The sequence below is a fragment of the Microvirga sesbaniae genome, assembly GCF_025460805.1.
Taxonomy (GTDB): Bacteria; Pseudomonadota; Alphaproteobacteria; order Rhizobiales; family Beijerinckiaceae; genus Microvirga; species Microvirga sesbaniae.
In genome coordinates this window covers 1-23,679 of sequence record NZ_JAMXFJ010000020.1, presented here as the reverse complement: position 1 = coordinate 23,679, position 23,679 = coordinate 1, and the positions used below count along the sequence as shown (strand labels likewise).

Here is a 23,679-nt window from a genome sequence, read left to right as displayed (position 1 = left end):
ACCCATGACGCAGCTCCCGTCCGCGCTCGTGTCCCTGAGAGACGTCACGAAAGTCTTCCCCAACGGGGTGACGGCGCTCGCCGGCTTCGACCTCGACATCGTGGCGGGCGAGTTCGTGTCGCTGCTGGGGCCTTCGGGATGCGGCAAGTCCACGGTGCTGCGCCTGATCGCGGGTCTGGCGCAGCCGACGGAAGGGAGCATCGCCTGGCCGGGCTCGACGGGCGACGATCACCGCGGCGAAATCGGCTTCGTGTTTCAGGATCCGACCCTGATGCCCTGGTCCAGCACGGCGGACAACGTGTGGCTTCCCTTGCGCCTGCGCGGCGTGTCGAGGCGCGATGCGCGCGATCGCATCGCCGAGAGTCTCGCCCTCGTCGGGTTGAGCGACTTCGCGAAAGCCTATCCGCGCGAGCTCTCCGGCGGCATGCGGATGCGCGTGTCGATCGCCCGCGCCCTGTCCCTGAGGCCCAGGCTGCTTCTCATGGACGAGCCTTTCGCGGCCCTCGACGAGATCGCCCGCTTCCGGCTCAACGACGATCTGCTGCGCCTGCAGGCCGAGCTGCGCTGCACCATCGTGTTCGTGACCCACTCGGTCTACGAGAGCGCCTATCTGTCGAGCCGCATCGCGATCATGTCCGGGCGGCCGGGCCGCATCGTCGCCGAGATCCGGGGAGAGCGGCCCGGGGAGCGCCCGAAAGACTTCCGCACCAGCGCGCGCTTTGCCGAGTTGTCCGGACGGATCTCGCAGATCCTCCTCCAGCAGACGCCGGAGGAGCGACCGTGACGGCAGCGGCTCCCGGACCCACACGCAGGCAAGGCGATCCTTTGAAGATCGTCCTGCCGCTCGTCGTCTTCGCAGCCGCCATCGCGGCGTGGGAAGCCGTCGTGCGCATCGAAGGCATCCCGCCCTACATCCTGCCTGCGCCGAGCCTGATCGCCCGAACCCTCGTGACCGACTGGCCGCTGCTGTCAGCCTCGCTCCTGACGACCCTCGAGACGACGATCACCGGCCTCGTGCTGGCCGTCTGCGGGGGCGTGCTGCTGGCGGTCCTTCTGAGCCTCTCGAAGGTCGTCGAGTATTCGCTCTATCCGTTCGCCGTCGTCCTGCAGGTCACCCCCGTCATCGCGGTCGCGCCCCTGCTCCTGATCTACATGCCGCAGGACGTGGCCGTGCTGGCCTGCGCCTGGCTGGTCGCCTTCTTCCCGGTCCTGTCGAACACGATGCTGGGCCTGCAATCCGTCGACCGGAACCTCATGGAGCTGTTCGAGCTCTATGGTGCGCCGGCCTCGCGCAGCGCAGCGGCGCGCTTCGGAGCCCGGCTGAAAGCCCTCTGGTATCTGCGCCGCCCGGCCGCTCTGCCGGCCTTCCTGGCCGGCCTGCGGATTGCCGGAGGGCTTTCGCTGATCGGCGCCGTGGTGGCCGAGATGGCCGCGGGATCGGCCGGGGCCGGATCGGGACTGGCCTACCGCATCATCGAGAGCCAATACCGGCTCAACATTCCGCGGCTCTTCGCGGCCCTCGTGCTGCTGGCTCTGACGGGCATCGGGCTGTTTCTCATCCTCGCCTGGCTCAATCACATCCTCCTGCGCCGCTGGCACGAGAGCGCCCTCGCGCCGGACATCTGAACCGTGCGATTCCTTAGAGCATCGGACGGACCCAGAGGGCCGCGTCAGCGAAAAGTGGCCCCGGTTTTCGCTGGCGCGACCCGCTGGGTCCGTTCTGACCGATGCTCTCATTCAAGAAGAAAGCATCGGATGGATCCCAAAAGTGCAAGTCCACTTTTGGGTCCGATGCTTTAGCCTGTTAAATATATGCCGGCTTGTCATCGTACCGTCATGAGTCCGAGCCATGCTATGCTCGGAAAAGCTTCGAGGGCCGAGAGACGATGGATACCGACAACAAGCATCCGGGCGTCAAAAGCGTCGGGTGGGCTCTGGTTCAGGCTTCACGCCTGCATCGCAGCCGTACGGGCGACAAGCTCTCCGAACTCGGTCTCTTCGCCGGGCAGGAGCAGGTTCTCCAGGCCCTCGGCAATGCCGGCCCCATGACCATGGGCGAACTCGCGGCCATCCTGCGGGTGCGTCCGCCGACCGCCTCCAAGACGGTCTCCCGCCTCTCCAGCCTCAAGCTGGTGGAGCGCCATACCGAGCCGGGCGACGCCCGCGTGGTGCGCGTGAAGCTCACCAAGGAGGGCAAGCGCAAGGCGGCCGCCATCGACGCCCTGTGGGACGAGGTCGAGTCCGAGCTGCTTCAGGGCTTCGATGCGAAGGACCGCAAGCGCCTGCGCAAGCTCCTGCGCAAGGCCGCCAAGAACCTCGCGGGCCTCACGGGAGCCGATCAGACCGGGTTCGAGGCCGACGACGACGTGGACGGTCTTGAAGCCACCAGCGAGCCGGAGATGGCCGCGACGGCCTGACCATCACCCCTGTGTGCCGCGCACGAGGGCCGTGCGTGGCGGACATTCGCCTCGGGACGGCGGAGCGGCGAGAGCATCGGACCCAAAAGTGGACCCACTTTTGGGATCGATCCGATGCTCCACTCTTGGCTGGCGCATCGTTCGAGCGGAAAACCGGGTCCACTTTTCCGCACGATGCGCTAGCATCCCCGGCATGGCCGACACCGTCACGACGACCCCGCCCACACTTGCCGCCCAGCGTCAGAACCGCATGATCGGCATCGCCCTGATGTGTGCGGCGCTGTTCTGCTTTTCGTGCCTGGACGCGACGGCCAAATGGGTCAACCACTCGGTCGACCCGATGGTCACGGTCTGGGCCCGGTACATCTCGGCGGCGTTTCTCACCGTCCTGGTCATCAATCCCCGGACCCGGCCCGGGGCCCTTCGGACACGCCGGCTTCCCCTGCAACTCCTCCGGTCGTTCCTGCTCTTCGCCTCGACCCTGTGCAATTTCTTCGCCTTGAAGTCCCTGCAGCTGGTCGAAACGCAATCCATCATCTTCGCGACGCCCCTGCTGGTGGCCCTTCTCGCCGGCCCGGTCCTGGGGGAGCGCGTCGGCTGGCAGCGCATGGCCGCCATCGGGGTCGGCTTCATCGGCATCCTCGTCATCACGCGACCGGGCCTGGGCACCATGCATCCGGCAGCCCTTCTCTCGCTGACGGGTTCCGTAGCCTATGCCTTCTACAACATCGTCACGCGCATCCTGGCCTCGAGCGATTCCATCGCGACCACGACACTCTATTCGAGCGTCGCCGGCATCGTCTTCGTCACGCCCGTGCTCCCCTGGGTGTGGTCGACCCCTTCCTCGCCCCTCGTCTGGCTCCTTCTCGCGACGACAGGCTTCTACGGGGCGTTCGGCCACTGGCTGCTGGTCCTGGCCCATGCCCGGGCCCCGGCCGCGATCCTTGCGCCCTTCATCTACAGCCAGATCGTCTGGATGCTGGTCCTGGGTTATGTCCTGTTCGGCGATTGGCCGGATTCTTGGACCTTCGTCGGGGCTGGCATCGTCATCGCATCGGGGCTCTATTTGCTCTACCGTGAACGTGTGAAGCCCCGAAAGCCGGACCACTCCTCATGAGCGACGCCTCCATCGACAATCTGCGCGGGATCGGCCCGGTCACGCTCAGCCGACTGGACGACATCGGCATCCGGACGCTGGACGATCTTCGATCCATGGGATCGGTCGAGGCCTATCGCCGGCTCACATTCATGCTGCCCCGGCAGGTGAGACTCGATGCGCTCTACGCCCTGGAAGCCGCCCTGCGCGATTGCCACTGGCTCGATCTGCCCCAGGACGTAAAGGCGGTCCTCCAGCACCAGGGCAGGATCATCGACGAGGCCCTTCGCCGGGGCGGCGTCACACGCTGCGCTCTCTAACCGACATCGCCATAGGAAACGCCATGAGCCGAACCGACATCCTGATGACTGCGCCGATGATGCCGCTCGTGATCGACGCGCTGGACAAGGCCTTCACACTCCACCGACTGTGGGAGCAGGCGGACAAGGATGCCTTTCTCAAGGAAGCCGGACCGCGCATCCGCGGCGTGGCGACCAGCACGCTCTTCGGCCGCGTGGACGCCACCCTCCTCGACCGCCTGCCGCATGCGGAAATCATCGCGAGCTTCGGCGTCGGATACGACAACGTGGATGCGGCGGAGGCCGCCAGACGCAACATCGTCGTCACGAACACGCCCGGCGTCCTCGACGACGAGGTGGCCGATCTCACCCTCGGCCTCCTTCTCGCGACCCTGAGAAAGATCCCGCAGGCCGACCGCTATCTGCGCAACGGGAAGTGGCCGAAGGCGTCGTTTCCCCTCTCCGCAACCTTGCGTGAGAGGAAGGTCGGCATCGTCGGGCTGGGGCGGATCGGCAAAGCCATCGCGCGTCGCCTGGAAGGCTTCGATGTCAGCATCGCCTATCATGGGCGCACGCAGCAATCCGACGTGGCCTACCCGTACTATCCGACCGTGACGGGGCTCGCGGAGGCGTGCGACGTGCTGATCGTCATCACGCCCGGCGGCGCTTCGACGAGGCATCTCATCAACGCCGATGTGCTCAAGGCTCTGGGATCCGACGGCGTTCTGATCAACGTCGCCCGCGGCAGCGTCGTGGACGAGCAGGCCCTGATCGAAGCCCTCCGGTCGGGCACGATCCTGAGCGCGGGCCTCGACGTCTACGAGGACGAGCCGCGGGTTCCGCAGGACCTGATCGATCTGGAGCACGTGGTGCTCCTGCCCCACATCGCCTCCGCGTCGGTTCATACCCGCAATGCGATGGGCAAGCTCGTGGCCGACAACCTGATCTCATGGTTCGACGGGAAGGGCCCGCTGACGCCCGTGGCGGAGACCCCCTGGCCCCGAACGTAAGGGCTTTCCCTGGCCGGATGCGAACGCGCCAACGCAGCGGGTCGGCTCAGCGATAGATCGTTTTGGACAGGGTCTGGCGCGGCGAGACGCCGAAGGTGCGTCGGTAGAGGCTTGCGAATTCGCCCATGTGATTGAATCCGCAGCTGAGCGCGATCTCGGTCACCGTGGCGTGGGCTGGATCCGCCAGAAGGAGGGCTTCCTGGGCCCGCCGGAGCCGCAGGGTGCGCAGGAACGCCATCGGGGTCATGCCGCGAAAGCCCTGGAAGCCGTTCTGCAGGCTGCGGGCGCTCACCCCGGCATGTGCCGCGATGTCGGCCAGCGACAGGGGCTCGGCGAAATGCGCCTCGATGAAGGCCTCCGCCCGCTTCACGTAGAAGGGCGCCGCCGCCGATTGCGGCCGCAGCAGCGCCTCCGAGTAGGTATGGGAGTGCCCCAGCAGCAGAGACGTGAGGAGGGTCTGTTCGAGCTGTCGCTGCGCCTCGGGCAGCAGCTTCAGCATCGAATGCGGATCCTGCAGCTCGGACGCCACATATTGGGTCAGCCGCAGCCAGCTCTGCCCCGCCGCACTGTCGAGGGAGAAGTTCGTCTGGAAATCGATGGGTGTCTCGATGTCCCTCCCGAGCAGCTTCGCACAATACTCGGCGATTCTGCCTCGATTCATCAGCACGACGCGCGTCTCGCAATCCTCCGAATAGTGCAGGGTCTCACGGGGTCCGGAGGTGATCATCACCCCTTGGTTCCGCGAGATCCCGAACTCCTCCCGGTCCAGGAGAACCCGGCCCGTTCCCTCGTTGGCCATCACGAAGCCCAAGAGATCGCCGGCTTCGTAGTGCTCGAACTCGACGGCGATCTGAGAGCCGTAGCGGATGTCGAAGACCGCCAGGTTCTCCGCACCATGGAAACGGAACGTGCTGTTGACCGACCTGTCACGGCTCAAGGGAACAAGCTTGTGGGGCGTGATCTGCGAGCTGACCACGTGCTCGATCTCATCGAGCTCGAGAGACCGGTAGGAATGCTCGAGAATGGCTCCGCTGCGCTCCTTCCGGCCGCGAATCCGGTCCCGCGGGTCCGATGGCGGCCCTTCCCCGGATGCGTGCTTCTCCGCCCCGTCCATGATCACGCCGTCCTGCACGGAGTTTCTCCTGGAAGGTTCCTGGCACGGGCGTGCGGGCAGGCCCCGGTTCGTCCCGGATGTTCCCGTGCCATGCCAAAAGCCGCTTCCAGCGGAGGCTGTGGCTCGTCACGTGGGTCCAAGATCGGGACCGATGCACCGTGTTCACGTCTCGGTTCGTGTGTCCTTCGCACCATTGATGCCGCCCGGATTGTCAGAGCTCCGACGATGCGCCGACCGATATGAAATTTCGGCACATCTCTCGAATGCTCTTTCTGCAACATGATGACGTTATAATCAATACGGACCGAGAAGAGCCGTCTCAGGAGTGAGCCTGGGCGGGGGCCTAGCGCATCGGACGGACCCAGAGGGCCGCGTCAGCGACCCGAAGGGCCACGCCAGTGAAAAGTGGACCCGGTATTCGCTGACGCGGCCCTGCGGGTCACGAGCGTGGCCCGCCGGGTCCGCCTCATCCGATGTGCCGGTCAAGAGAGGGAGCCTCGGACGGACCCGGAGGGCCATGTCCGAGGCTCCAGCCCCTCCGCCCGTTCGAACCCTTCCATGCGGGCGGCTCCGGTCGGCGTGAGTCCGTCCCGGGGGCCCGTCGCGACGCCCTCCCGGTGCGAACACGGCTCGATCATGAGGTTTGCTGCGCAATTCCGATATGCCTTGCGCTTCTCCGATTTCCGCTAGGTAACCGACGTGAGATCGTTGGGACGACTTCATCAAGTCAAACAGATGACGAACATCCTATACCAGAGACGATACAACCAACTTTCGCGTGAGGCTTAAAATGATCACAACAACTGCAAGTCCGCGACAGTCAACCATGTCGATCCTGATCGACTTCATGTTCGGAGAAAAAGCACAGCAGGTACCTTGCTACAACTCAAGAGCATCCGATTTGACGACGTTTTTGGTGAAGTTCTATTTTGCACGAGGAATTATGTTGTATTGCCTCAGTCAGTATAGCGGCTCCATTCGGGACTTCAGTATCGTCCTGCGGATGGATTGGAGGCACCGTGGGGCGGCGGCATGGATTGCCAAAGCAGAGCGCGCCAACAGCAGAGCCGCGCGGGGGTAATGCCGATCAACCACAAGAAATAATCCGCCTATCCCAAACCACGGCAAACTGAAAAGGCAGGCTTTCAAGCCTGCCTTTTTTCCTTGGTTCACCCGTGACGGGAGCAGTGCGGGACCGGCGCTCGAAGCAACGACGGCTCAGAGCGCAAACCCGCCGTCGACGAGATGGATATGTCCCGTCGTGTAGCTGGCCTCGTCGGACGCGAGATAGACGGCAAGCGCCGCCACCTCCTCGGCCGTGCCGAGCCGACCCATGGGCTGACGGTCGACGAAGGCCTGACGCACGCTCTCCAGGCTCTGACCGGAACTCGCGGCGAGCGCGGCAATCCGCTCGTCGAGCGAGGGCGACTGGATCGTGCCGGGGCAGATGGCGTTGGCACGGACCCCGCGCTTGATGAAATCGGCCGCAACGGCCTTCGTCAGGCCGATCACCGCCGCCTTCGTGGTCCCATAGACGTATCGATTGGGAATCCCGCGGACGGACGAGGCGCCCGACGCGATATTGACGATGGAACCCCGGCCCTTCTCCAGCATGCCCGGCAGCACCGCCCGGATCGTCCGGTGCATGGACTTGACGTTCAGATCGAACGAGAAATCCCAGTCCCGGTCGGAGCATTCGAGGATCGTACCGTGATGAACGAAACCCGCCGCGTTGACGAGAACGTCGAACGGCCCCGCCTCGGCAACGAGCTGTTCAACGTCGGCGTTCGACAGCACGTCGAGCCTGCGCCGCTCGGCGCCCTCGAGGCCGTCGAGCTTGGCGACGTCCAGATCCGTCGCCCAGACCCGTGCGCCCTCGCGAAGGAAAGCTTTCGCGATGGCGCGTCCGATCCCCTGCCCGGCCGCCGTGACGAGGGCCGTCTTTCCGTGAAGTCTGTTCATGACAGCCCCCGCTCCTTTCGTTCAGCTCAGTGGTTGTCGCGCGGCACGCCGAAGGTCTGCGCGACCTTCTGGTACTTCACGGCCGGCTTCAGGGTCATGCCCTCGGAGAGCTGATCCACCATCGAGCGCTGGATCTCCTGCCAGGGAGTCTGGCTCGCCGGATAGGCATAGCCGCCCCGGGCTTCGAGATCGGCACGCCGCTTCTCGATCTCTTCCGGCGAGAGAAGGATATCGGCGCTGCGCTTGTTGAGGTCGATGCGGATCCGGTCGCCCGTCTGCAGCAGCGCCAGACCGCCGCCGATGGCGGCCTCCGGCGAAGCATTGAGGATCGACGGCGTTCCCGAGGTGCCGGACTGGCGCCCGTCGCCGATGCAGGGCAGCGAGAGAACGCCGCGCTTGATGAGCGCGCCCGGCGGCTGCATGTTCACCACCTCGGCAGCGCCCGGATAGCCGACCGGGCCGGCGCCGCGCATGATGAGGATCGTGTGCTCGTCGATGTTGAGGGACGGATCGTCGATGCGGTGGTGGTAATCCTCCGGCCCGTCGAACACGACCACCCGTCCTTCGAAGGCGTTCGGATCCTCCGGATTGTTGAGGTAGCGCTCCTGGAATTCCGGGCTGATCACGCTGGTCTTCATGATCGCGGAATCGAAGAGGGTTCCCTTCAGGTTGAGGAACCCGGCCTTCTCCTTCAGCGGATTGTCGTAGGACCGGATCACGTCGTGATCCCAGGTGAACTTGCCCTTGCAGGTCTCACCGATGGTCGTGCCCGTGCAGGTCAGCGCGTTCTCGTGGATCTTGCCGGCACCGATCAGCTCGGCCATCACGGCCGGCAATCCGCCGGCGCGGAAATACTCCTCGCCGAGATACTCGCCCGCGGGCTGGACGTTCACGAGGAGCGGAATCTCGAAACCGATGCGCTCCCAGTCGCCGTTGTCGAGCGGCACGCCGATATGCTTGGCGATCGCGTTGATGTGGATCGGCGCGTTGGTGGAACCGCCGATGGCCGCATTGGCCACGATGGCATTCTCGAACGCCTCGCGGGTCATGATGTCGGAGGGCTTCAGGTCCTCCCACACCATGTCGACGATGCGCAGACCCGTCTCATAGGCCATCTGGCCGCGCTCGCGGTACGGCGCGGGCACGGCGGCGGAGCCCGGCAGGGACATGCCGAGCGCTTCGGCGAGCGCGTTCATCGTGGAGGCCGTGCCCATGGTGTTGCAATGGCCGACCGAGGGCGCGCTCGAGCCGACGATGTCGATGAACTGCTGATAGTCGATGTCGCCGGCCGCATGGCGCTCGCGCGCCTTCCAGACGATGGTGCCCGAACCGGTGCGCTCCCCGTGGTGCCAGCCGTTGAGCATGGGACCGACGTTGAGCGAGATCGCCGGGATGTTCACGGTCGCGGCCGCCATGATGCAGGCCGGCATGGTCTTGTCGCAGCCGGTGAGCAGCACGACGCCGTCGAGGGGATAGCCGTAGAGGACCTCCACGAGGGAGAGATAGGCGAGATTGCGGTCCAGGCAGGCGGTGGGGCGCTTGCCCGTCTCCTGGATCGGGTGGCACGGGAATTCGAAGGGCACGCCGCCGGCCGCCGTGATGCCGTCGCGCACGCGCTTGGCAAGTTCGAGATGGTGGCGGTTGCAGGGCGACAGATCGGATCCGGTCTGTGCGATGCCGATGATCGGCTTCTTGCCCTGCAGCTCCTTCCCCGTCAGTCCGAAATTCAGGTAGCGCTCCAGGTAGAGCGCGGTCATGCCCGGGTTGTCCGGATTGTCGAACCATAGCCGTGAGCGAAGCTGATCGGGAGTGCGACGGTGAGGCCTCTCAGCCATTCTTCATATCCTTTCGGGCATCCGTAAACGCAGTGGCGGTATTTGATCCAGGTCAGGGGGCAAGATCAACCGTCCCCTGACTAAAGTAGCTGCCTTTCGGGCATGCGAAGAGGCGTCTTCACGCGACAGCGATCCAGAGGCATTCCACCAGGGCAAAGTTCGTGTTACATCGTTTCGGAGTCGGGAAGCGTCCCGGCGCACCGCCTCCTCGTCCAACAACGTCGGGTCGCCCCCCATGTTTCGACGCATTCTCCCTTTCGCCCTGACGATCCTCGCGTCTCCTGCCCTGGGGGACGATTGCCCGGGGGCCCGGACCGCGAAGCTGGGCTTTGTTCTCGAACGGCAGGGAACGGTTTCGGAAATCCGCCCCGCCTCGGATCACTTCGTCCACGTGGTGAACGCCTATCCGGGCGGGAAGAGACAGGACGTGATCTATTATCGCGGGTTCTTCCCGATCAGCCGTTTCGACGACACGGCCCGGAGCATCAACATTCCCGTATCGGATCTGCGGACGGTCTTCCCGCTCGAACCGAAGGCCCGCCGCGCCCTGACCTATGCGCCGGCGCAGCCCGACAAGGTCGGCGCCCTGATCTCGCTGGAGCTGACGGTCACGGGTCAGGAGCAGATTCAGCTCGGAACCTGCTCCTACGCGGTCCTGGTGGTGCGCAACCGCTTCCTGGATGGCGAGGGCAAGGTCACCTCGGAGCACACGGACCTGTACTCCCCGGAGCTCGGCTTCGTCCTCGGAAAGCGCTACGAGGAGCGGGGCGGCGCGCAGAGCACCGTGAGGTACCAGAGCATCCGGCCCCTGGGGCGGGTGTCACCCCTCTGAGAGGCGCGCCGTCAGCTCAGGCCGCCGGCCGTGTCGTCGATCTGCGCACGCATGGCCGGATCGAGATCCAGCGCCTGGGCCAGCTGGTGCAGGAACTCGCGCTCCTGCATCGTATCCGGATCGATGGCGAGGCGAGCGGCCGCATAGACCTGCGCGGCCTTGTCGGGGTCGTTGACGTTGGCGGCCAGCTCCTCGACGTCGGCCGGCGAGGCCATTTCCGTCTCCAGCCAGCGGCTCGCCTCCGGGTCGATTCCGGCTTCGGTCAGCCCTTTGGCGATCCTGGCCCGCTCGGCCTGGTCGATGTGCCCGTCCGCGGCGGCGGCCGCCACCATGGTGCGCAGGAACAGGAGCGCGTCGTCCTCGGTCTGCGAGACCGGGTGGAACCGCGACGTCTCCGGCAGGCTCAGGGCGGATTGCGCGACATCCTCCTCGGATCGGGCTGCGGGAGCGGAGGGCGCGGTCGTTCCGCCCGCTGACGCTCCCTTGGCCGTCTGCTGGTTCTGGTAGGCCTTGTAGGCTAGGCCGCCGATCACCGCGAGGCCGCCGAGCTTGACCAGATTGCCGGTCACCTTGCCCTTCTTGCGCCCCTTGAACAGAAGGCCCGCGAGGCTGACCAGGGCCGTCTGGGTGAGCCCGGGATGCTGGGCGGCGAAGTCCTTCGCCTTCTGCAGGAGCTGATCGGGCGTGTGACCGGCGATCTGGGTCACGCTCCTGCCGGCCTGCTGGCCCTGGTTCCCGGGACCGGATTGGTCGGGAGTGCGGTGATCAGGACGGCCGATGGCTCCCACGAACGCATCCAGAAGCTTCCTGTAATCGACCATGAGGCTCTCCCGTTGTCTTCGATCCAAGCAAAGAACAACGGGAGGATCGCCGAATGGTTCAGGTTGCGCGGCCGATCTTCAGGCAGGTCTCGGCACCATCGCGGCCCGCGCCCTCACGAGCTGCGACACGACCACGGGGCTCGCCATCACCAGTCCGATCAGAGTGGTCTCCACGTCGGGCGCGATGATCGGCAGCGCCGCGAGGCCGATGAGCCAGCGCTCCCAGGGCCGCATCAGCGTGAGCCCGTACCCGGCGAAAGCCGCCGACAGGAACACGATGCCGATGACGGCTCCGGCCGTCACGAAGAGGAAGCCCGGCCAGGTGAATTCCGGGGTGACGATCAGCATGGCCGGGCCATAGACGAACACGAACGGAACGAGGGCCTTGCCCAGGCCCAGCCGGAAGGCCGTGTTGCCCGTCCTGAACGGATCCGCCCCCGCCATGCTCGCCCCCGCATAGGCGGCGAGCGCCACGGGCGGCGTGATGTCGGCCAGCACCCCGTAATAGAACACGAAGAAATGTGCCACGAGGGGCTGGACGCCGAGGAGGCCCAGGGCCGGCGCCGCGACCGTGACCATGATGATGTAGTTCGCCGTCGTCGGCACGCCGCACCCCAGCAGGATGCACACGATGGCGGTCATCAGCAGGGTGAAGAACAGCGTCATGGCCTTCATGTCGGCGAGGCCCGCGGGCGCGAAGTCCATGAAGCCCTGGGCGAGCTGTGCGGCGAACGACGTGACGATGAAGGAGATCTTGAAGCCGACGCCGGTGAGCGTGACGATGCCCACGATGATGCCGACGGTCGCGGCCGCCGCGCCCACCCCGATGGCATATTTGGCCCCGACCACGAAGGCGTCGACGAGGTCGAGAACGATGGCCTTTCCGGCCTCGCTCCGCAGGAACGTGACGACGAGAAGCGCCAGCACCAGGGCCAGGAGCGGGACCACGAAGACCAGCTGGGTGAGCACCCCCATGGCGATGGCCCCGACGATGGCGGCCAGGAATCCGAGCGTGATGGCCGGAACGCGCGAGGCCCCGACCACCAGGCAGGCCGTGATGCCCCAGAAGGCCGCGAGATAGGGGGTGAAGCCGGAGAACAGCACGATCAGCAGCACGGCGAGCGGCATGATCGTCTGCCAGCCCTCGCGGACGACCTGGGCGGCCCGGGGCAGTTCCTCCGCGGGCAGCCCCTTCAGCCCGGAGCGCTTGGCCTCGAGATGGACCTGCATGAACACGCCGAAGAAATGCATGCAGGCCGGAACGACCGCCGCCAGGATCACCGTCTGGTACGAAACGTTGAGGAACTCCACCATGAGGAAGGCGGCGGCGCCCATGATCGGTGGGGTGATCTGGCCGCCGGTCGAGGCCGCCGATTCCACCGCCGCCGCGAAATGGCGCTGGTAGCCGACGCGGATCATGGCCGGAATCGTCAGGGAGCCGACCGTGACCGTATTGGCGATGGAGGAGCCGGAGATCATGCCGAACAGGGCCGAGCCGAAGATCGACACCTTGGCCGGGCCGCCCGCGTAGCGGCCCGCCACGCAGGTCGCGAGGTCGATGAAGAGCTTGCCGAGGCCGACCCGGGTCGCGAGCACGCCGAAGAGCACGTAATGGAACACGTAGGTGGCGACCACCCCCAGGGCGATGCCGTAGATGCCCTGGCTGGTCAGGTAGAGATGGTTGACGATGTTGGACCAGGAGGCGCCGGGATGCTGGAGGATGCCCGGCATGGAGGGGCCGAAATAGGCGTAGAGCATGACCCCGATGGCGATCACCGGAAGCGGCCAGCCCACGGATCGGCGGGTCGCCTCCAGGAGGACGAGGATCAGGATGGTCCCCATGACGACGTCCGTCGGCGACGGATTGCCGACCCGGAACGCGAGTTCGCTGAAGATCCAGGGGACGTAGAGGCTGGAGACGGCCGCCGCCACGGCGAGAGCCCAGTCGAGCAGGGAGATGCTGCCCGGCCGCCACCACGTGGAGGGAGCGATCCGGTCCTGATCGCTCTTGAAGGCCGAGAAGACGAGGAAGATCAGGCCCAGGACGAAAGCCATGTGAATGCCGCGATGGGTGGCTTCCCGCAGCAGCCCGAAACCGGCCGTGTAATAGTGGAAGAACGAGAGCGCCAACAGCAGACCGGCCACGAGCCAGGCGGTGCCGGGCGGCAGGGGCCGGAAGCGCATCTCGGGATCGAACTTCTCCTCGAGGCTGCGGTTCTCGATGATGACGCTGGGATCGGCTGCGGGCATGGGGGCTCTCGTGGCAGGCAAACGTGGCAGGCAAAGCACCTCCCGCGGCGTCGGCCACGGGAGGTCGAACGGGCGGATGGACGGGACGGATCAGCCCTTCGACAGGCCGGCTTCCTTGTAGAAGCGCTCGGCCCCGGGATGCACGGGGATGCCCGCGCCCGCCAGGGCGCTTTCCTTGCGGATGAGCTTGCCTTTGGCGTGTCCGGCATCGAGGGCCGCACGGGTCTTGTCGCTCCATAGACCCTTGACGACCTCGTAGACGACCGCCTCGGGCACCTTGGCGGAGGTCACCCATTGGGCGCCCACCGCGAGGGTCTTCACGGCAGCCACGTCCTTGTAGGTGCCGGCCGGGATCTCGTCGGCCGCGAAGAAGCTGTATTGCTTGCGGATCGCGTCCGCCTCGGGGCCCGAGAGCGGGACGAGATCGACGCCGCCGCCCGTCGCCGCGAGCTCCGTGATGGCGCTGGTGGGATAGCCGCCGACGAAGAAGAAGGCGTCGAGCCCGCTGTCGCGCATGCGCTCGGCCGCCTGGTTGGGCTTGAGGAAATCCGCTTTCACGTCCGATTCCTTGACCCCCCAGCCCGACATGATGATCCGGGAATCCACGAGGGTGCCGGAGCCCGGTTCGTCGAGCGACACGCGCTTGCCCTTGAGGTCGGCGACGGACTTGATGTTGGCGGATTTCGCCGCCACCAGATGGATGCTCTCGGGATAGAGGTTTGCGAGGAGGCGCAGGTCCTCGATCTTGCCCTTGCCCTCGAACAATCCGGTCCCCGTATAGGCCCAGTAGGCGACGTCGGCCTGGGTGAAGCCCGACTCGAGGGCACCCGACACGATGGAATTGACGTTGGCCACCGAGCCGTTCGACGCCTGGGCGGTCAGAACGAGCTGCGGCGGGTTCGAGACGGCATTCGCGATGAGGCCCCCGACCGGGTAGTAGGTGCCGGCCGTGCCGCCGGTGCCGATGCGGAAGAAGGCAGGTGCTTGTGCGAGGGCGTGGCGGCTCAGGACAGTGGCAGCCCCGAGGCCGAGGCCGATCTTCGCGAGGTCGCGGCGGGTGAATCTGACGGACATGGTGTTCCCCTGGTGAAGGATGTGACCGCTTGCAACACGGTTCTGCTTCACTCTAGCTGGAAACCGGTCCCCGTCCATAGGCGGTTCTGCTCAGTTCCAGGGATGTTGTTCTTTCCTGCGGACGAGATCAGCGCGCCAACAGGGAATGGATGCCCGCGACGGGTTGCCGGCTGGCCATTGTTCGACGCGGAGGCATATCGCCGGTCTGTCGAGCTCGAGAGGCAGGCCGGCGCCACGGCGTCGGATATCCTCGTCGGGTGTTCCGTGCGGTTCCGCCGAAAGGCCGACGGTCCTGGCCGTTGTCGTGCGAGGGCTTCGTCGCAGGTGGATCGTCGGACGAAGGTGAAGCCTACGACTGTTCCAAATCCCTGTGTCCAACCCATTTCATGGTGATCACCGCTGCGGACACGAAGGGACAGCGCCGTGTCAGGATCGTTCCAACGCGAATGTTATGTGCTGCCGATATAGGCCCGAACCAACGCAGCGAGTGAGGCACGGTTAGCGACGCCGACTTTATAGTAGGCATTGTACAGGTGGATCTTAACGGTGCCGTCCGAAATGTTGAAATGGCGCGCGATCTCCTTGTTGGACAGCCCGTCGGCCACCAGTAGAGCGATCTCCCGCTCACGGGTCGTAAGCGTCTCGAACTTGCCGACGTTCTGGCGCCGCTCGGATAGGCGCTCTGCCGCACTATTGATCAGTTCGCTGGAGAGCCACCGGGTTCCCTGAGCCACCTGCATCAGGCACTGCACGAGAGTGTCTGCGGCTGCCTCCTTCAGGACGATCCCCCAGGCTCCCCACTCGACCGCATCCAAAACATCCTGGTTGGTCAACGAAGCGGTGAGGAACACGATCCGGGTGGGCAGCTGCTCGCTGCTCGCAAGCTTCAGGACCTGAATGCCGGTGAGGCCAGGCATGGCCACGTCGAGAACGGCAATGTCGGGGGTGAGCCTGCGGATGCTCCCGATGGCCGATGTGCCGTCCGCGTCGACGCTGACGACATGGAACTCCTGCCGATCCCGAAGAAGCGCCTCCAATCCTCCCAGGAATACTGGATGATCATCGGCGATCGAAACCCGCAATGCTTGGATCATAATGGCAGTTCTACTCGGACCTGGGTGCTGCCTTTGCGGCTGGCGACGAAGAGGGTTCCTCCCATGTCGTCAACCCGCGAGGAGAGGGACACGGGAGCGGCTCGCGGACCGACCGCTTCCAAGGACCAGGCGAAACCGGCGCCGTTATCCTCGATGCCGACGACGAGACAGGAGCCTGACGCCTGAACGGAGACCTTCACCTCTGACGCCTGCCCATGGCGGACGGCGTTCGACACCGCCTCCATGAGAATGTGGCTGATGCCGGCGGCGATCGATGGCGCGACCGCGAGATCGTCCGGGCCCGCATCGAGCGCAATGCAACAGGCCCATTGCTGCGCCAGCCCATCGATCAGCCGGCCCAGCTCGGCAGCGATCCGCACGCTGCCGCGCTCTGCAGGCGGGCCCGATCGGGTCTCGTCCACGATCCGCCGGATGCGGCCGGCCTCGAAGGACAGGATCCAGCGCACTTGGTCAAGGTGCTTCTTGGCTTCACCAGACGATCGGCTGGCGCCAAGGCTCAGATGGAGGCTCGCGGCGGCGAGGCTCTGCAGGATGCTGTCGTGCAGATCCCGGGCCATCTGCGCCCGCTCGCGGCGCGCAGCCGCCGCCTCGTCCCTGGAACGGACCACATGATTCTCGAGTTCGATCCCGACCCGAAGCGCCACGAGCCTAGCGAGATCCGCGTCACCCTGGTTCCAGGACGCACGGCGCAGGATGAAGATCCGTCCCCGGCACGAGAGGCGCCGGAAAGGAGCCGTCACGGTGTTCTGGACCGGAAACGCGCGGCTCAGAAAGGGATCGAGCAGCGCGATGTCGCCCGACAGGAAACGGGTATCCGACAGGGGGTGATAGCGTGAGTGTGTTCCGGCCTCCGCAGCCTTATCGCGCCCGGCCGCGACCGGCCGCGCGACCGCATGCGGAGGCAGGGTCCAGGTCTGGTACTCGCCATTCGACCATAGGACGATCCGACGGCCCGGCTCGTCGTCATGGTCGCAGACGACGAGAATGTGAGCGGCCCCCATGATCCCTGCGGCGTGGGGGAGCAAAGCTGCAAGCGGCATGCCGCCCGAAAGGCTCCCCGGGGCCGGCCATGCGGCCATCTCCATGGCCGGCGCGCGGCGGCGACCGCAGCGGGCCGCTGCACCGGCCAGAAAGGCACGGCCCCGGGAGAACATCCGCTCGGCCGCCACCGCCGGACGAGCTTCCGGCCCAAGGCCGATCAAAGGCGTTCGAAGCATTGCCTGAGAAGTTTCGCCACGGTGGAGAATTGAAGCGAGGATGGCGTGCATAGAACTAGAACTTGAATGAAACTGTAGCTCGGGAACTTCCGCCAAGCTCGTTATTGCTAAGATTGGCGGGCGGATATTTTGTGTCGGCCATCAAGAAAATCCTCCTCGATGCTGATTTTAACAATCACAACAGGGCATAATACTCAAATTTGGGAGTATAAATTTCTCCAAAGGGGTTGCATGCCTGGAGCCAACGCGGATGGGCGGGGACGATCGTTCGCACAGGCATCACTTGTCCGGCGGCCGAGAAATGAGGCGCAGCGAAGCCTTTTATGACGCGAGGCTTTCAAGAGGCTGCTCCGCCGCTGCGGACCCTGGGAGCTTTTTCAGCGCGAAATTCATATTCGCCAGAACGCGGGATCTTTCCCCTGCGGGGATCCTGTCCTCCCGGAGAAGTCTTTGGGAGGCATCGAAGGAATCCTGATAGTGACCCGCCCAGTAGGCCGCGATCGAAAACTCGTCGAGCACGCCGTACTCGTAGACCCACGGCTGGACGAACAGACCGCCCGCAGGGTGCTGTAGGGTAACCGCATGCCGTCCGATCAGGTAGCTCTGGTGATGCTTGCCGGCGAGGCGGCAGTAGCGCATGGCGCCGTGAAGCGCCTCCGCGCGCCACGGACAGGCCTCGTAGGCGCGCAGATAGGCTCCAACGACTTCCGTATCCGGGCGCCCGAGTTGCTCAAGGATCTGTGCGGCGGAGTAGAGGCTAATGAAAGTCTCCTGATCCCAGAAGCCCAGCTCCGTGCGCTTGAGATACAGCGGCAAGGCCTTCTCCGGCCTACCGCTGTCCCTGTAGCTCTGCGCGAGATAGAACGTGTAGCGCGAGACCAGGAACGGGTCCGTCTCATGTTGCAGCGTGCGCTCGAGAACGGCCGCATCGTCCTCGTATTTGCGAGGGTTCTTGCTCCGGGCGCCGCCCCGCCCCGACAGCATGCAGAAGCCCTCGGCGGTGTCCGAGGAGTAGCCGCCGGGTGGGCCCTCGACAAATTCGTGCAGGACGCCGCGATAACGGAACTCCGCCCTGTTGCTGACGAGTTGCGGCCGGGAATACTCGATCGAATGCAGGCGGATCTTGATGGAGTAGAGATCCTGCGTCAGACCCTTCTTGAACGCCACCGCGTCGAAGCCCGGATCGTAGGCGATAACCTCGTCGGCATCGATCATCAGCGCGAAGTCCACATCCGTGCGCTCGCGCAGACGAGACAGGGCGAGGCTGCGATTGTGGGCGAAGTCCCGCCACGGCTCCTCGATCACCTCTCCGGCGATTCCCTCGCGGGCCAGGTAGCTCCTTATGAGTTCCTGCGTTCCGTCCGTCGAGCCGGTATCCTCGATGAGCATATAATCCGCCAGCGGCCGCACGCTCTCGAGGCAATCGATGATCACATGCGCCTCGTTCTTGACGATCATGCAAAGACCGATCCGCTTGGGCCTTTGGTCCGGTGCGGCACCGGGCACGAGTGCTGTGGCTGTCGCATCGACGCGCGATATCTGCATTAGGTAAGACCTTCCTGCACGTGTGGCACTTCCGCTTCGACGGGGACGCCATGCACTCCGCTCACCTGACGCTGCTGCTTCACGGATGATGGGTGCGAAGAGCCTCTCGAAAGACCGATTTCAGGCAGCATGCACAGAATTTAGTCGGCTGTCCCTACCCCCGAGGGATGGCACCGGAGGTCGCCTCCCGCTCATTCCGGCGTATTCCGCCGCAGACCCTTATCCGAGCTTAAGCAGGCCTCGGATGCGCCCTGGCAGGAGGCCGGAGGTCCCGACCTCGGAGCAGCTTGCCTCCCACTGATCGAGATAGCGCTCCACCGGAACGGCGCTGCGCTCGGGCCAGCGGTTCAAGGCTCCGAGATCGGCCACGAGGCTGCTGTCCCGCTCGAGTTCGGCCAAGAACCCGGACACGGCCCCGGCGGTCTTCGGTGCCACGCCGAGATCGCTGTCGAGTGCCTTCCGATGTGTCCGAAAGAAGGCTGCCAGATCGTCCTGCGCGCCCAGTTCCGCCGCACGCTTCCCGTACTTGGCGACGAGGTTGTCCCGGTACTGCCGGATCTTCCCGGCGAACGGCTCCTGACCGGCGAATGGAGCTTTGCGCTCCCAGCCGTCGGCCAGGAGGCCGAGGCCCCGGATGGAGAAGGCCTCGACGAGCGCCTCTTCCACCCATTGCGATGGCAGCTGGGGCTTGGCGAAGGCCTGCCAGCTGTTGCAGAACACGTGACCGAGCTCGTGCCCGAACTGATAGGAGAGCCGCGACCAGTCGCGCTCCCCGGCGGTGACGACGATCCAGGCCATCTGCGGCCGATCCGCATGAAGATGCACGGAGGGCTGCTCCGCCGGAGGCTGCGCCGGCGGGGACGTGGCGCCGCTGGCGGAGCGGTTGTCGACCAGAAGGCTTCGCGGCTGGCTGTCGGACCTCAAGGGAATGCCGGACAGGCACGCCTCGCGCATCCGGGCCACCACCTGCGCGGCCGCCTCGGCAGAGGCGCCCCAGTTTCCCGTCAATGTGACGGGAGCGGCGAGCAGGCTCGGATCGGGGGAAGCCGATGCGGGGGAAGGGACTTGCGCCATGCTGGTCGTCCTGAACTCTCGACTGAAAACGCAACCGGCAAACCCGGCGAGGACCGTGCGGCGCGTCGCCTGTCTGTGTCCGCACCTCGTCACGACATCACCTTCGGCTCGCCTCTTCTCGTACCGGCGGCGCCAGTTCGAAACGTTCGGGGCACGGGACCAGTTGCCTGGTCCCGTGCCCCAACACTCTGCCATCACGCGGCGACTAAGTGCTCTGCTTCCACACCCCGTGACCCGTCTTGGAGGGATCCTCCCAAGTCGGAGCCGGTGCGCCCTGGTTGGATCCATGCTGCGGGATGGTCCCTCCCACCGAAGGCTTGCTCTTCGGGGGCATCACACCCGCATGGGTCAGGTGATCCTTGAGCACGCTCTGCAGAAGACCCAGCAGGGACTTCGCGTTCAGGCCGCCCGCCTCGTGGCCCCAGCCGAAGCTTACGAGTGAAGCCGTGTGGCCCTTGACCAGCGGAGGCAGGGAATGGCTGCCGCCGTGATGGTGGTCCTTGACGAAGTGCAGCTTGCCATCGCCCGGGCACCACTTGTTCGAGCAGACAGGAACCTTGCTCGGCTTCGACGGGGTCTTCTCATGACCATGTCCCTTGTCATGACCATGTCCCTTGTCATGACCATGCCCCTTAACGTGGCCGTGATCATCCTTCGGACCCGGACCCTTGGGGCCGGGCGCGCCTTTCGGACCGGTGGCTCCCGCCGTCCCCTTGGGACCCGTGCCGCCGGTAGGACCGCCAGGAGCTGTGCCGCCTGTCGGACCTTTGGGACCCGTGCCGCCTGTGGGGCCCGTCGCACCCGTGCCTCCCGTCGGACCCTTTGGACCCGTGCCGCCGATCGGACCCGTCGCACCCGTGCCTCCCGTCGGGCCGCTTGGGCCTGTGGGTCCCGTCGGGCCGGTTGACCCGGACGGACCAGTCGCTCCAGTCGGACCTATCGGGCCGCTCGGACCCGTGGGACCGCTCGGGCCAGTCGCTCCGCTCGGACCGGTCGCTCCGGTTGGGCCAGTCGCTCCGGTCGCACCCGTGGCGCCGGTTCCTCCCGTAGGCCCTGAGGGACCCGTCGAGCCGCTGGGACCGGTGGGACCGGTGGCACCTGTCGGACCGCTTGGACCCGTCGGTCCCGTGGGACCCGTGCTGCCGGTCGGGCCGCTCGGACCCGTGGCTCCGGTTGGACCGGTTGCGCCCGTCTCACCCTGTGGGCCGGTCGGACCTGTTGGGCCGGTGGCACCGCTTGGGCCTGTGGGTCCTGTCGGTCCCGTTGCACCGGTGGCGCCGGTGGGACCTGTCGGACCTGTGGCTCCGGTCGGGCCCGTGGCACCCGTGCTGCCGGTCGGACCGGTGGCTCCCGTCGGACCGGTCTCGCCCGTGGGTCCGGTTGGACCTGTTGCCCCGGTGGCACCGCTTGGGCCGGTCGCGCCAGTCTCGCCCTGAGAACCGGTTGGGCCAGTCGCTCCGGTTGCTCCGGACGGACCGGTGGCTCCCGTCGGACCCGTCGCGCCGGTCTCACCCTGCGGGCCGGTTGCACCCGTAGCGCCGGACGGACCTGTCGCTCCGGTCGGACCCGTGGCGCCGCTCTCACCCTGCGGGCCGGTCGGACCTGTGGCTCCGGTCGGGCCGGTTGCACCGGACGGGCCGGTTGCACCAGTCTCGCCCTGCGGGCCGGTTGCGCCCGTCGCCCCGGACGGACCTGTCGCTCCAGTGGCACCGCTTGGGCCAGTCGCGCCACTTTCGCCTTGCGGACCGGTTGCACCCGTGGCTCCAGTCTCGCCTTGCGGACCTGTCGCGCCGGTGGCACCAGTCTCACCCTGCGGACCTGTCGCTCCGGTAGCACCGCTCGGACCCGTTGCTCCCGTTGCGCCGGACGGACCAGTCGCGCCTGTGGGGCCGACGGGGCCTGTAGCCCCGGTCTCGCCGCTCGGACCGGTGGCTCCGGTCTCGCCTTGCGGGCCCGTCGCTCCAGTAGCGCCGGTCTCACCCTGCGGCCCCGTCGCTCCGGTGGCACCGCTTGGACCCGTCGCTCCGGTTTCGCCCTGCGGTCCCGTCGCTCCAGTGGCTCCCGTTGGACCGGTCGCGCCGGTCTCGCCTTGCGAGCCGGTTGCACCCGTGGCACCTGTTTCGCCCTGCGGACCCGTCGCGCCGGTAGCACCACTCGGACCTGTTGCTCCGGTCTCACCCTGCGGGCCAGTGGCTCCAGTCGCACCGGACGGACCGGTGGCGCCTGTCTCACCCTGCGGACCAGTGGCTCCGGTGGCGCCGCTTGGGCCGGTCGCTCCGGTTGCTCCGGACGGACCTGTCGCTCCGGTCGGACCCGTGGCGCCGCTCTCACCCTGCGGGCCGGTTGCACCCGTAGCGCCGGACGGACCTGTCGCCCCAGTCTCGCCTTGCGGGCCCGTCGCGCCTGTTTCGCCGCTTGGACCCGTGGCTCCCGTTGCGCCGGACGGACCAGTCGCGCCTGTGGGGCCGACGGGGCCTGTAGCCCCGGTCTCGCCGCTCGGACCGGTGGCGCCGGTTTCACCCTGCGGACCGGTTGCGCCGGACGGACCTGTGGCTCCGATCTCGCCTTGCGGACCTGTTGCGCCAGTGGCTCCGGACGGACCGGTTGCGCCTGTGGCGCCGGTTTCGCCCTGCGGACCTGTCGCGCCAGTAGATCCGGACGGGCCAGTCGCACCTGTCGCTCCGCTGGGACCGGTGGCACCTGTTTCGCCCTGCGGGCCAGTGGCTCCAGTGGCGCCGCTTGCACCCGTGGCTCCGGTCTCGCCCTGCGGGCCCGTCGCTCCCGTGGCACCGCTTGGCCCGGTGGCACCAGTCTCGCCCTGCGGACCCGTCGCGCCGGTCTCACCCTGCGGACCGGTGGCTCCGGTTGCTCCGGACGGACCCGTGGCGCCAGTCTCACCCTGCGGGCCGGTGGCACCGGTTGCACCTGTCGCTCCGCTGGGACCTGTGGCCCCAGTCTCACCTTGCGGACCCGTCGCTCCAGTGGCACCGGTCTCGCCCTGCGGACCAGTGGCTCCCGTTGCGCCTGTCTCACCCTGTGGACCGGTGGCGCCAGTCTCGCCCTGAGAACCGGTTGGGCCGGTCGCTCCGGTTGCTCCGGACGGACCGGTGGCTCCCGTCGGACCTGTCGCTCCGCTCTCACCCTGCGGGCCGGTTGCACCCGTAGCGCCGGACGGACCTGTCGCCCCAGTCTCGCCTTGCGGGCCCGTCGCGCCTGTTTCGCCGCTTGGACCCGTGGCTCCCGTTGCGCCGGACGGGCCGGTCGCGCCTGTGGGGCCGACAGGGCCTGTAGCCCCGGTCTCGCCGCTCGGACCGGTGGCACCGGTTTCCCCCTGCGGGCCCGTCGCTCCAGTCGCACCCGATGGACCTGTTGCGCCGGACGGACCGGTGGCGCCAGTCTCACCCTGCGGACCAGTGGCTCCGGTAGCTCCGGACGGACCCGTGGCTCCCGTCGCGCCGGTCTCGCCCTGCGCGCCGGTGGCGCCGGACGGACCGGTTGCGCCTGTCTCGCCTTGCGGGCCCGTCGCGCCAGTGGCTCCGGACGGACCTGTCGCTCCAATCTCGCCCTGAGGGCCGGTCGCACCAGTCTCGCCTTGCGGACCCGTCGCGCCTGTTGCACCGCTCGGACCGGTGGCGCCAGTCTCGCCCTGCGGACCCGTTGCTCCAGTGGCTCCGGTGGCACCAGTTTCGCCCTGCGGGCCAGTGGCTCCTGTCTCACCCTGCGGACCGGTAGCTCCGGATGGGCCCGTTGCCCCCGTCGCTCCGGACGGACCAGTGGCTCCGGTCGGGCCTACCTCACCTTGCGGACCTGTCGCGCCGGTGGCGCCGGTCTCACCCTGCGGCCCCGTCGCTCCGGTGGCACCGCTTGGACCCGTCGCTCCGGTTTCGCCCTGCGGTCCCGTCGCTCCAGTGGCTCCCGTTGGACCGGTCGCGCCGGTCTCGCCTTGCGAGCCGGTTGCACCCGTGGCACCTGTTTCGCCCTGCGGACCCGTCGCGCCGGTAGCACCACTCGGACCTGT

18 protein-coding genes are annotated in these 23,679 nt (G+C 66.7%); 8 read left to right on the top strand and 10 right to left on the bottom strand.

Annotation, left to right across the window (positions count from 1 at the left end; all coding sequences use genetic code 11):
- Positions 1–4 precede the first annotated feature (4 nt).
- The 6 genes from OCW50_RS22635 to OCW50_RS22610 all read left to right on the top strand — a co-directional run bounded on the left by OCW50_RS22635 (position 5) and on the right by OCW50_RS22610 (position 4,822).
- Positions 5–784: an ABC transporter ATP-binding protein gene (locus tag OCW50_RS22635; protein ID WP_262299051.1), complete on the top strand. Its 780-nt coding sequence runs from the start codon at positions 5–7 to the stop codon at positions 782–784.
- Positions 781–1,626 carry an ABC transporter permease gene (locus OCW50_RS22630; RefSeq protein WP_262273129.1) on the top strand — a complete coding sequence of 282 codons (846 nt, stop codon included), beginning with the start codon at positions 781–783 and terminating at the stop codon, positions 1,624–1,626. Before OCW50_RS22635 ends, OCW50_RS22630 begins: the two co-directional genes overlap by 4 nt.
- Before the next feature lie 260 nt (positions 1,627–1,886).
- Positions 1,887–2,417, top strand: coding sequence for a MarR family winged helix-turn-helix transcriptional regulator (locus OCW50_RS22625; RefSeq protein WP_262273130.1), 531 nt, complete (start codon positions 1,887–1,889; stop codon positions 2,415–2,417).
- A 193-nt stretch (positions 2,418–2,610) separates the two neighbouring features.
- A complete protein-coding gene (locus tag OCW50_RS22620; protein WP_262299050.1) occupies positions 2,611–3,534 on the top strand; it encodes a DMT family transporter in 924 nt (307 codons plus the stop codon).
- Positions 3,531–3,833 (top strand): TfoX/Sxy family DNA transformation protein, encoded by a 303-nt coding sequence (locus OCW50_RS22615; RefSeq protein ID WP_262273132.1) that lies wholly within the window; start codon positions 3,531–3,533, stop codon positions 3,831–3,833. The genes OCW50_RS22620 and OCW50_RS22615 overlap by 4 nt, the downstream gene beginning before the upstream one ends.
- 23 nt (positions 3,834–3,856) lie before the next feature.
- Complete coding sequence (locus OCW50_RS22610; RefSeq protein ID WP_262299049.1) at positions 3,857–4,822, top strand: 2-hydroxyacid dehydrogenase; 966 nt, start codon at positions 3,857–3,859, stop codon at positions 4,820–4,822.
- A 46-nt stretch (positions 4,823–4,868) separates the two neighbouring features.
- Here the strand turns inward: OCW50_RS22610 and OCW50_RS22605 are convergent, their stop codons facing one another.
- Positions 4,869–5,954 (bottom strand): AraC-like ligand-binding domain-containing protein, encoded by a 1,086-nt coding sequence (locus OCW50_RS22605; RefSeq protein WP_262299048.1) that lies wholly within the window; start codon positions 5,952–5,954, stop codon positions 4,869–4,871.
- Positions 5,955–6,762: 808 nt separating this feature from the next.
- Between OCW50_RS22605 and OCW50_RS22600 the strand changes: the two genes are divergently transcribed.
- The gene (locus tag OCW50_RS22600) at positions 6,763–7,017 is read left to right on the top strand and encodes a hypothetical protein (protein WP_262299047.1); all 255 of its coding nucleotides are present in this window, start codon (positions 6,763–6,765) and stop codon (positions 7,015–7,017) included.
- Between the two features lie 137 nt (positions 7,018–7,154).
- Here the strand turns inward: OCW50_RS22600 and OCW50_RS22595 are convergent, their stop codons facing one another.
- Together OCW50_RS22595 and OCW50_RS22590 are read right to left on the bottom strand one after the other, a co-directional pair.
- Entirely contained in the window at positions 7,155–7,898 is a 744-nt protein-coding gene (locus OCW50_RS22595) for an SDR family oxidoreductase (RefSeq protein ID WP_262273136.1), read from the bottom strand.
- Positions 7,899–7,924: 26 nt separating this feature from the next.
- Positions 7,925–9,733 carry an IlvD/Edd family dehydratase gene (locus OCW50_RS22590; protein WP_262299046.1) on the bottom strand — a complete coding sequence of 603 codons (1,809 nt, stop codon included), beginning with the start codon at positions 9,731–9,733 and terminating at the stop codon, positions 7,925–7,927.
- 235 nt (positions 9,734–9,968) lie between these two features.
- Here OCW50_RS22590 and OCW50_RS22585 point away from each other — a divergent pair, with 235 nt between their 5' ends.
- On the top strand, positions 9,969–10,565 hold the full coding sequence (locus OCW50_RS22585; protein ID WP_262299045.1) for a hypothetical protein: 597 nt from the start codon (positions 9,969–9,971) through the stop codon (positions 10,563–10,565).
- Positions 10,566–10,576: 11 nt separating this feature from the next.
- On the opposite strand, the gene OCW50_RS22580 is transcribed toward OCW50_RS22585, so the two are convergent.
- The 7 genes from OCW50_RS22580 to OCW50_RS22550 form a co-directional block, all read right to left on the bottom strand.
- On the bottom strand, positions 10,577–11,386 hold the full coding sequence (locus OCW50_RS22580; protein WP_262273139.1) for a tellurite resistance TerB family protein: 810 nt from the start codon (positions 11,384–11,386) through the stop codon (positions 10,577–10,579).
- A gap of 78 nt (positions 11,387–11,464) precedes the next feature.
- Positions 11,465–13,636, bottom strand: a complete 2,172-nt coding sequence (locus OCW50_RS22575) for a TRAP transporter permease (protein ID WP_262299044.1) — start codon at positions 13,634–13,636, stop codon at positions 11,465–11,467.
- 90 nt (positions 13,637–13,726) lie between these two features.
- Positions 13,727–14,710 carry a TAXI family TRAP transporter solute-binding subunit gene (locus OCW50_RS22570; RefSeq protein ID WP_262299043.1) on the bottom strand — a complete coding sequence of 328 codons (984 nt, stop codon included), beginning with the start codon at positions 14,708–14,710 and terminating at the stop codon, positions 13,727–13,729.
- A 449-nt stretch (positions 14,711–15,159) separates the two neighbouring features.
- Positions 15,160–15,804 carry a response regulator gene (locus OCW50_RS22565; protein WP_262299042.1) on the bottom strand — a complete coding sequence of 215 codons (645 nt, stop codon included), beginning with the start codon at positions 15,802–15,804 and terminating at the stop codon, positions 15,160–15,162.
- A complete protein-coding gene (locus tag OCW50_RS22560) occupies positions 15,801–17,042 on the bottom strand; it encodes a sensor histidine kinase (RefSeq protein WP_262299041.1) in 1,242 nt (413 codons plus the stop codon). Before OCW50_RS22560 ends, OCW50_RS22565 begins: the two co-directional genes overlap by 4 nt.
- A 321-nt stretch (positions 17,043–17,363) precedes the next feature.
- Positions 17,364–18,500, bottom strand: a complete 1,137-nt coding sequence (locus OCW50_RS22555) for a glycosyltransferase (RefSeq protein WP_262299040.1) — start codon at positions 18,498–18,500, stop codon at positions 17,364–17,366.
- Between the two features lie 306 nt (positions 18,501–18,806).
- Complete coding sequence (locus OCW50_RS22550) at positions 18,807–19,661, bottom strand: hypothetical protein (RefSeq protein ID WP_262299039.1); 855 nt, start codon at positions 19,659–19,661, stop codon at positions 18,807–18,809.
- Positions 19,662–23,679: the final 4,018 nt, after the last annotated feature.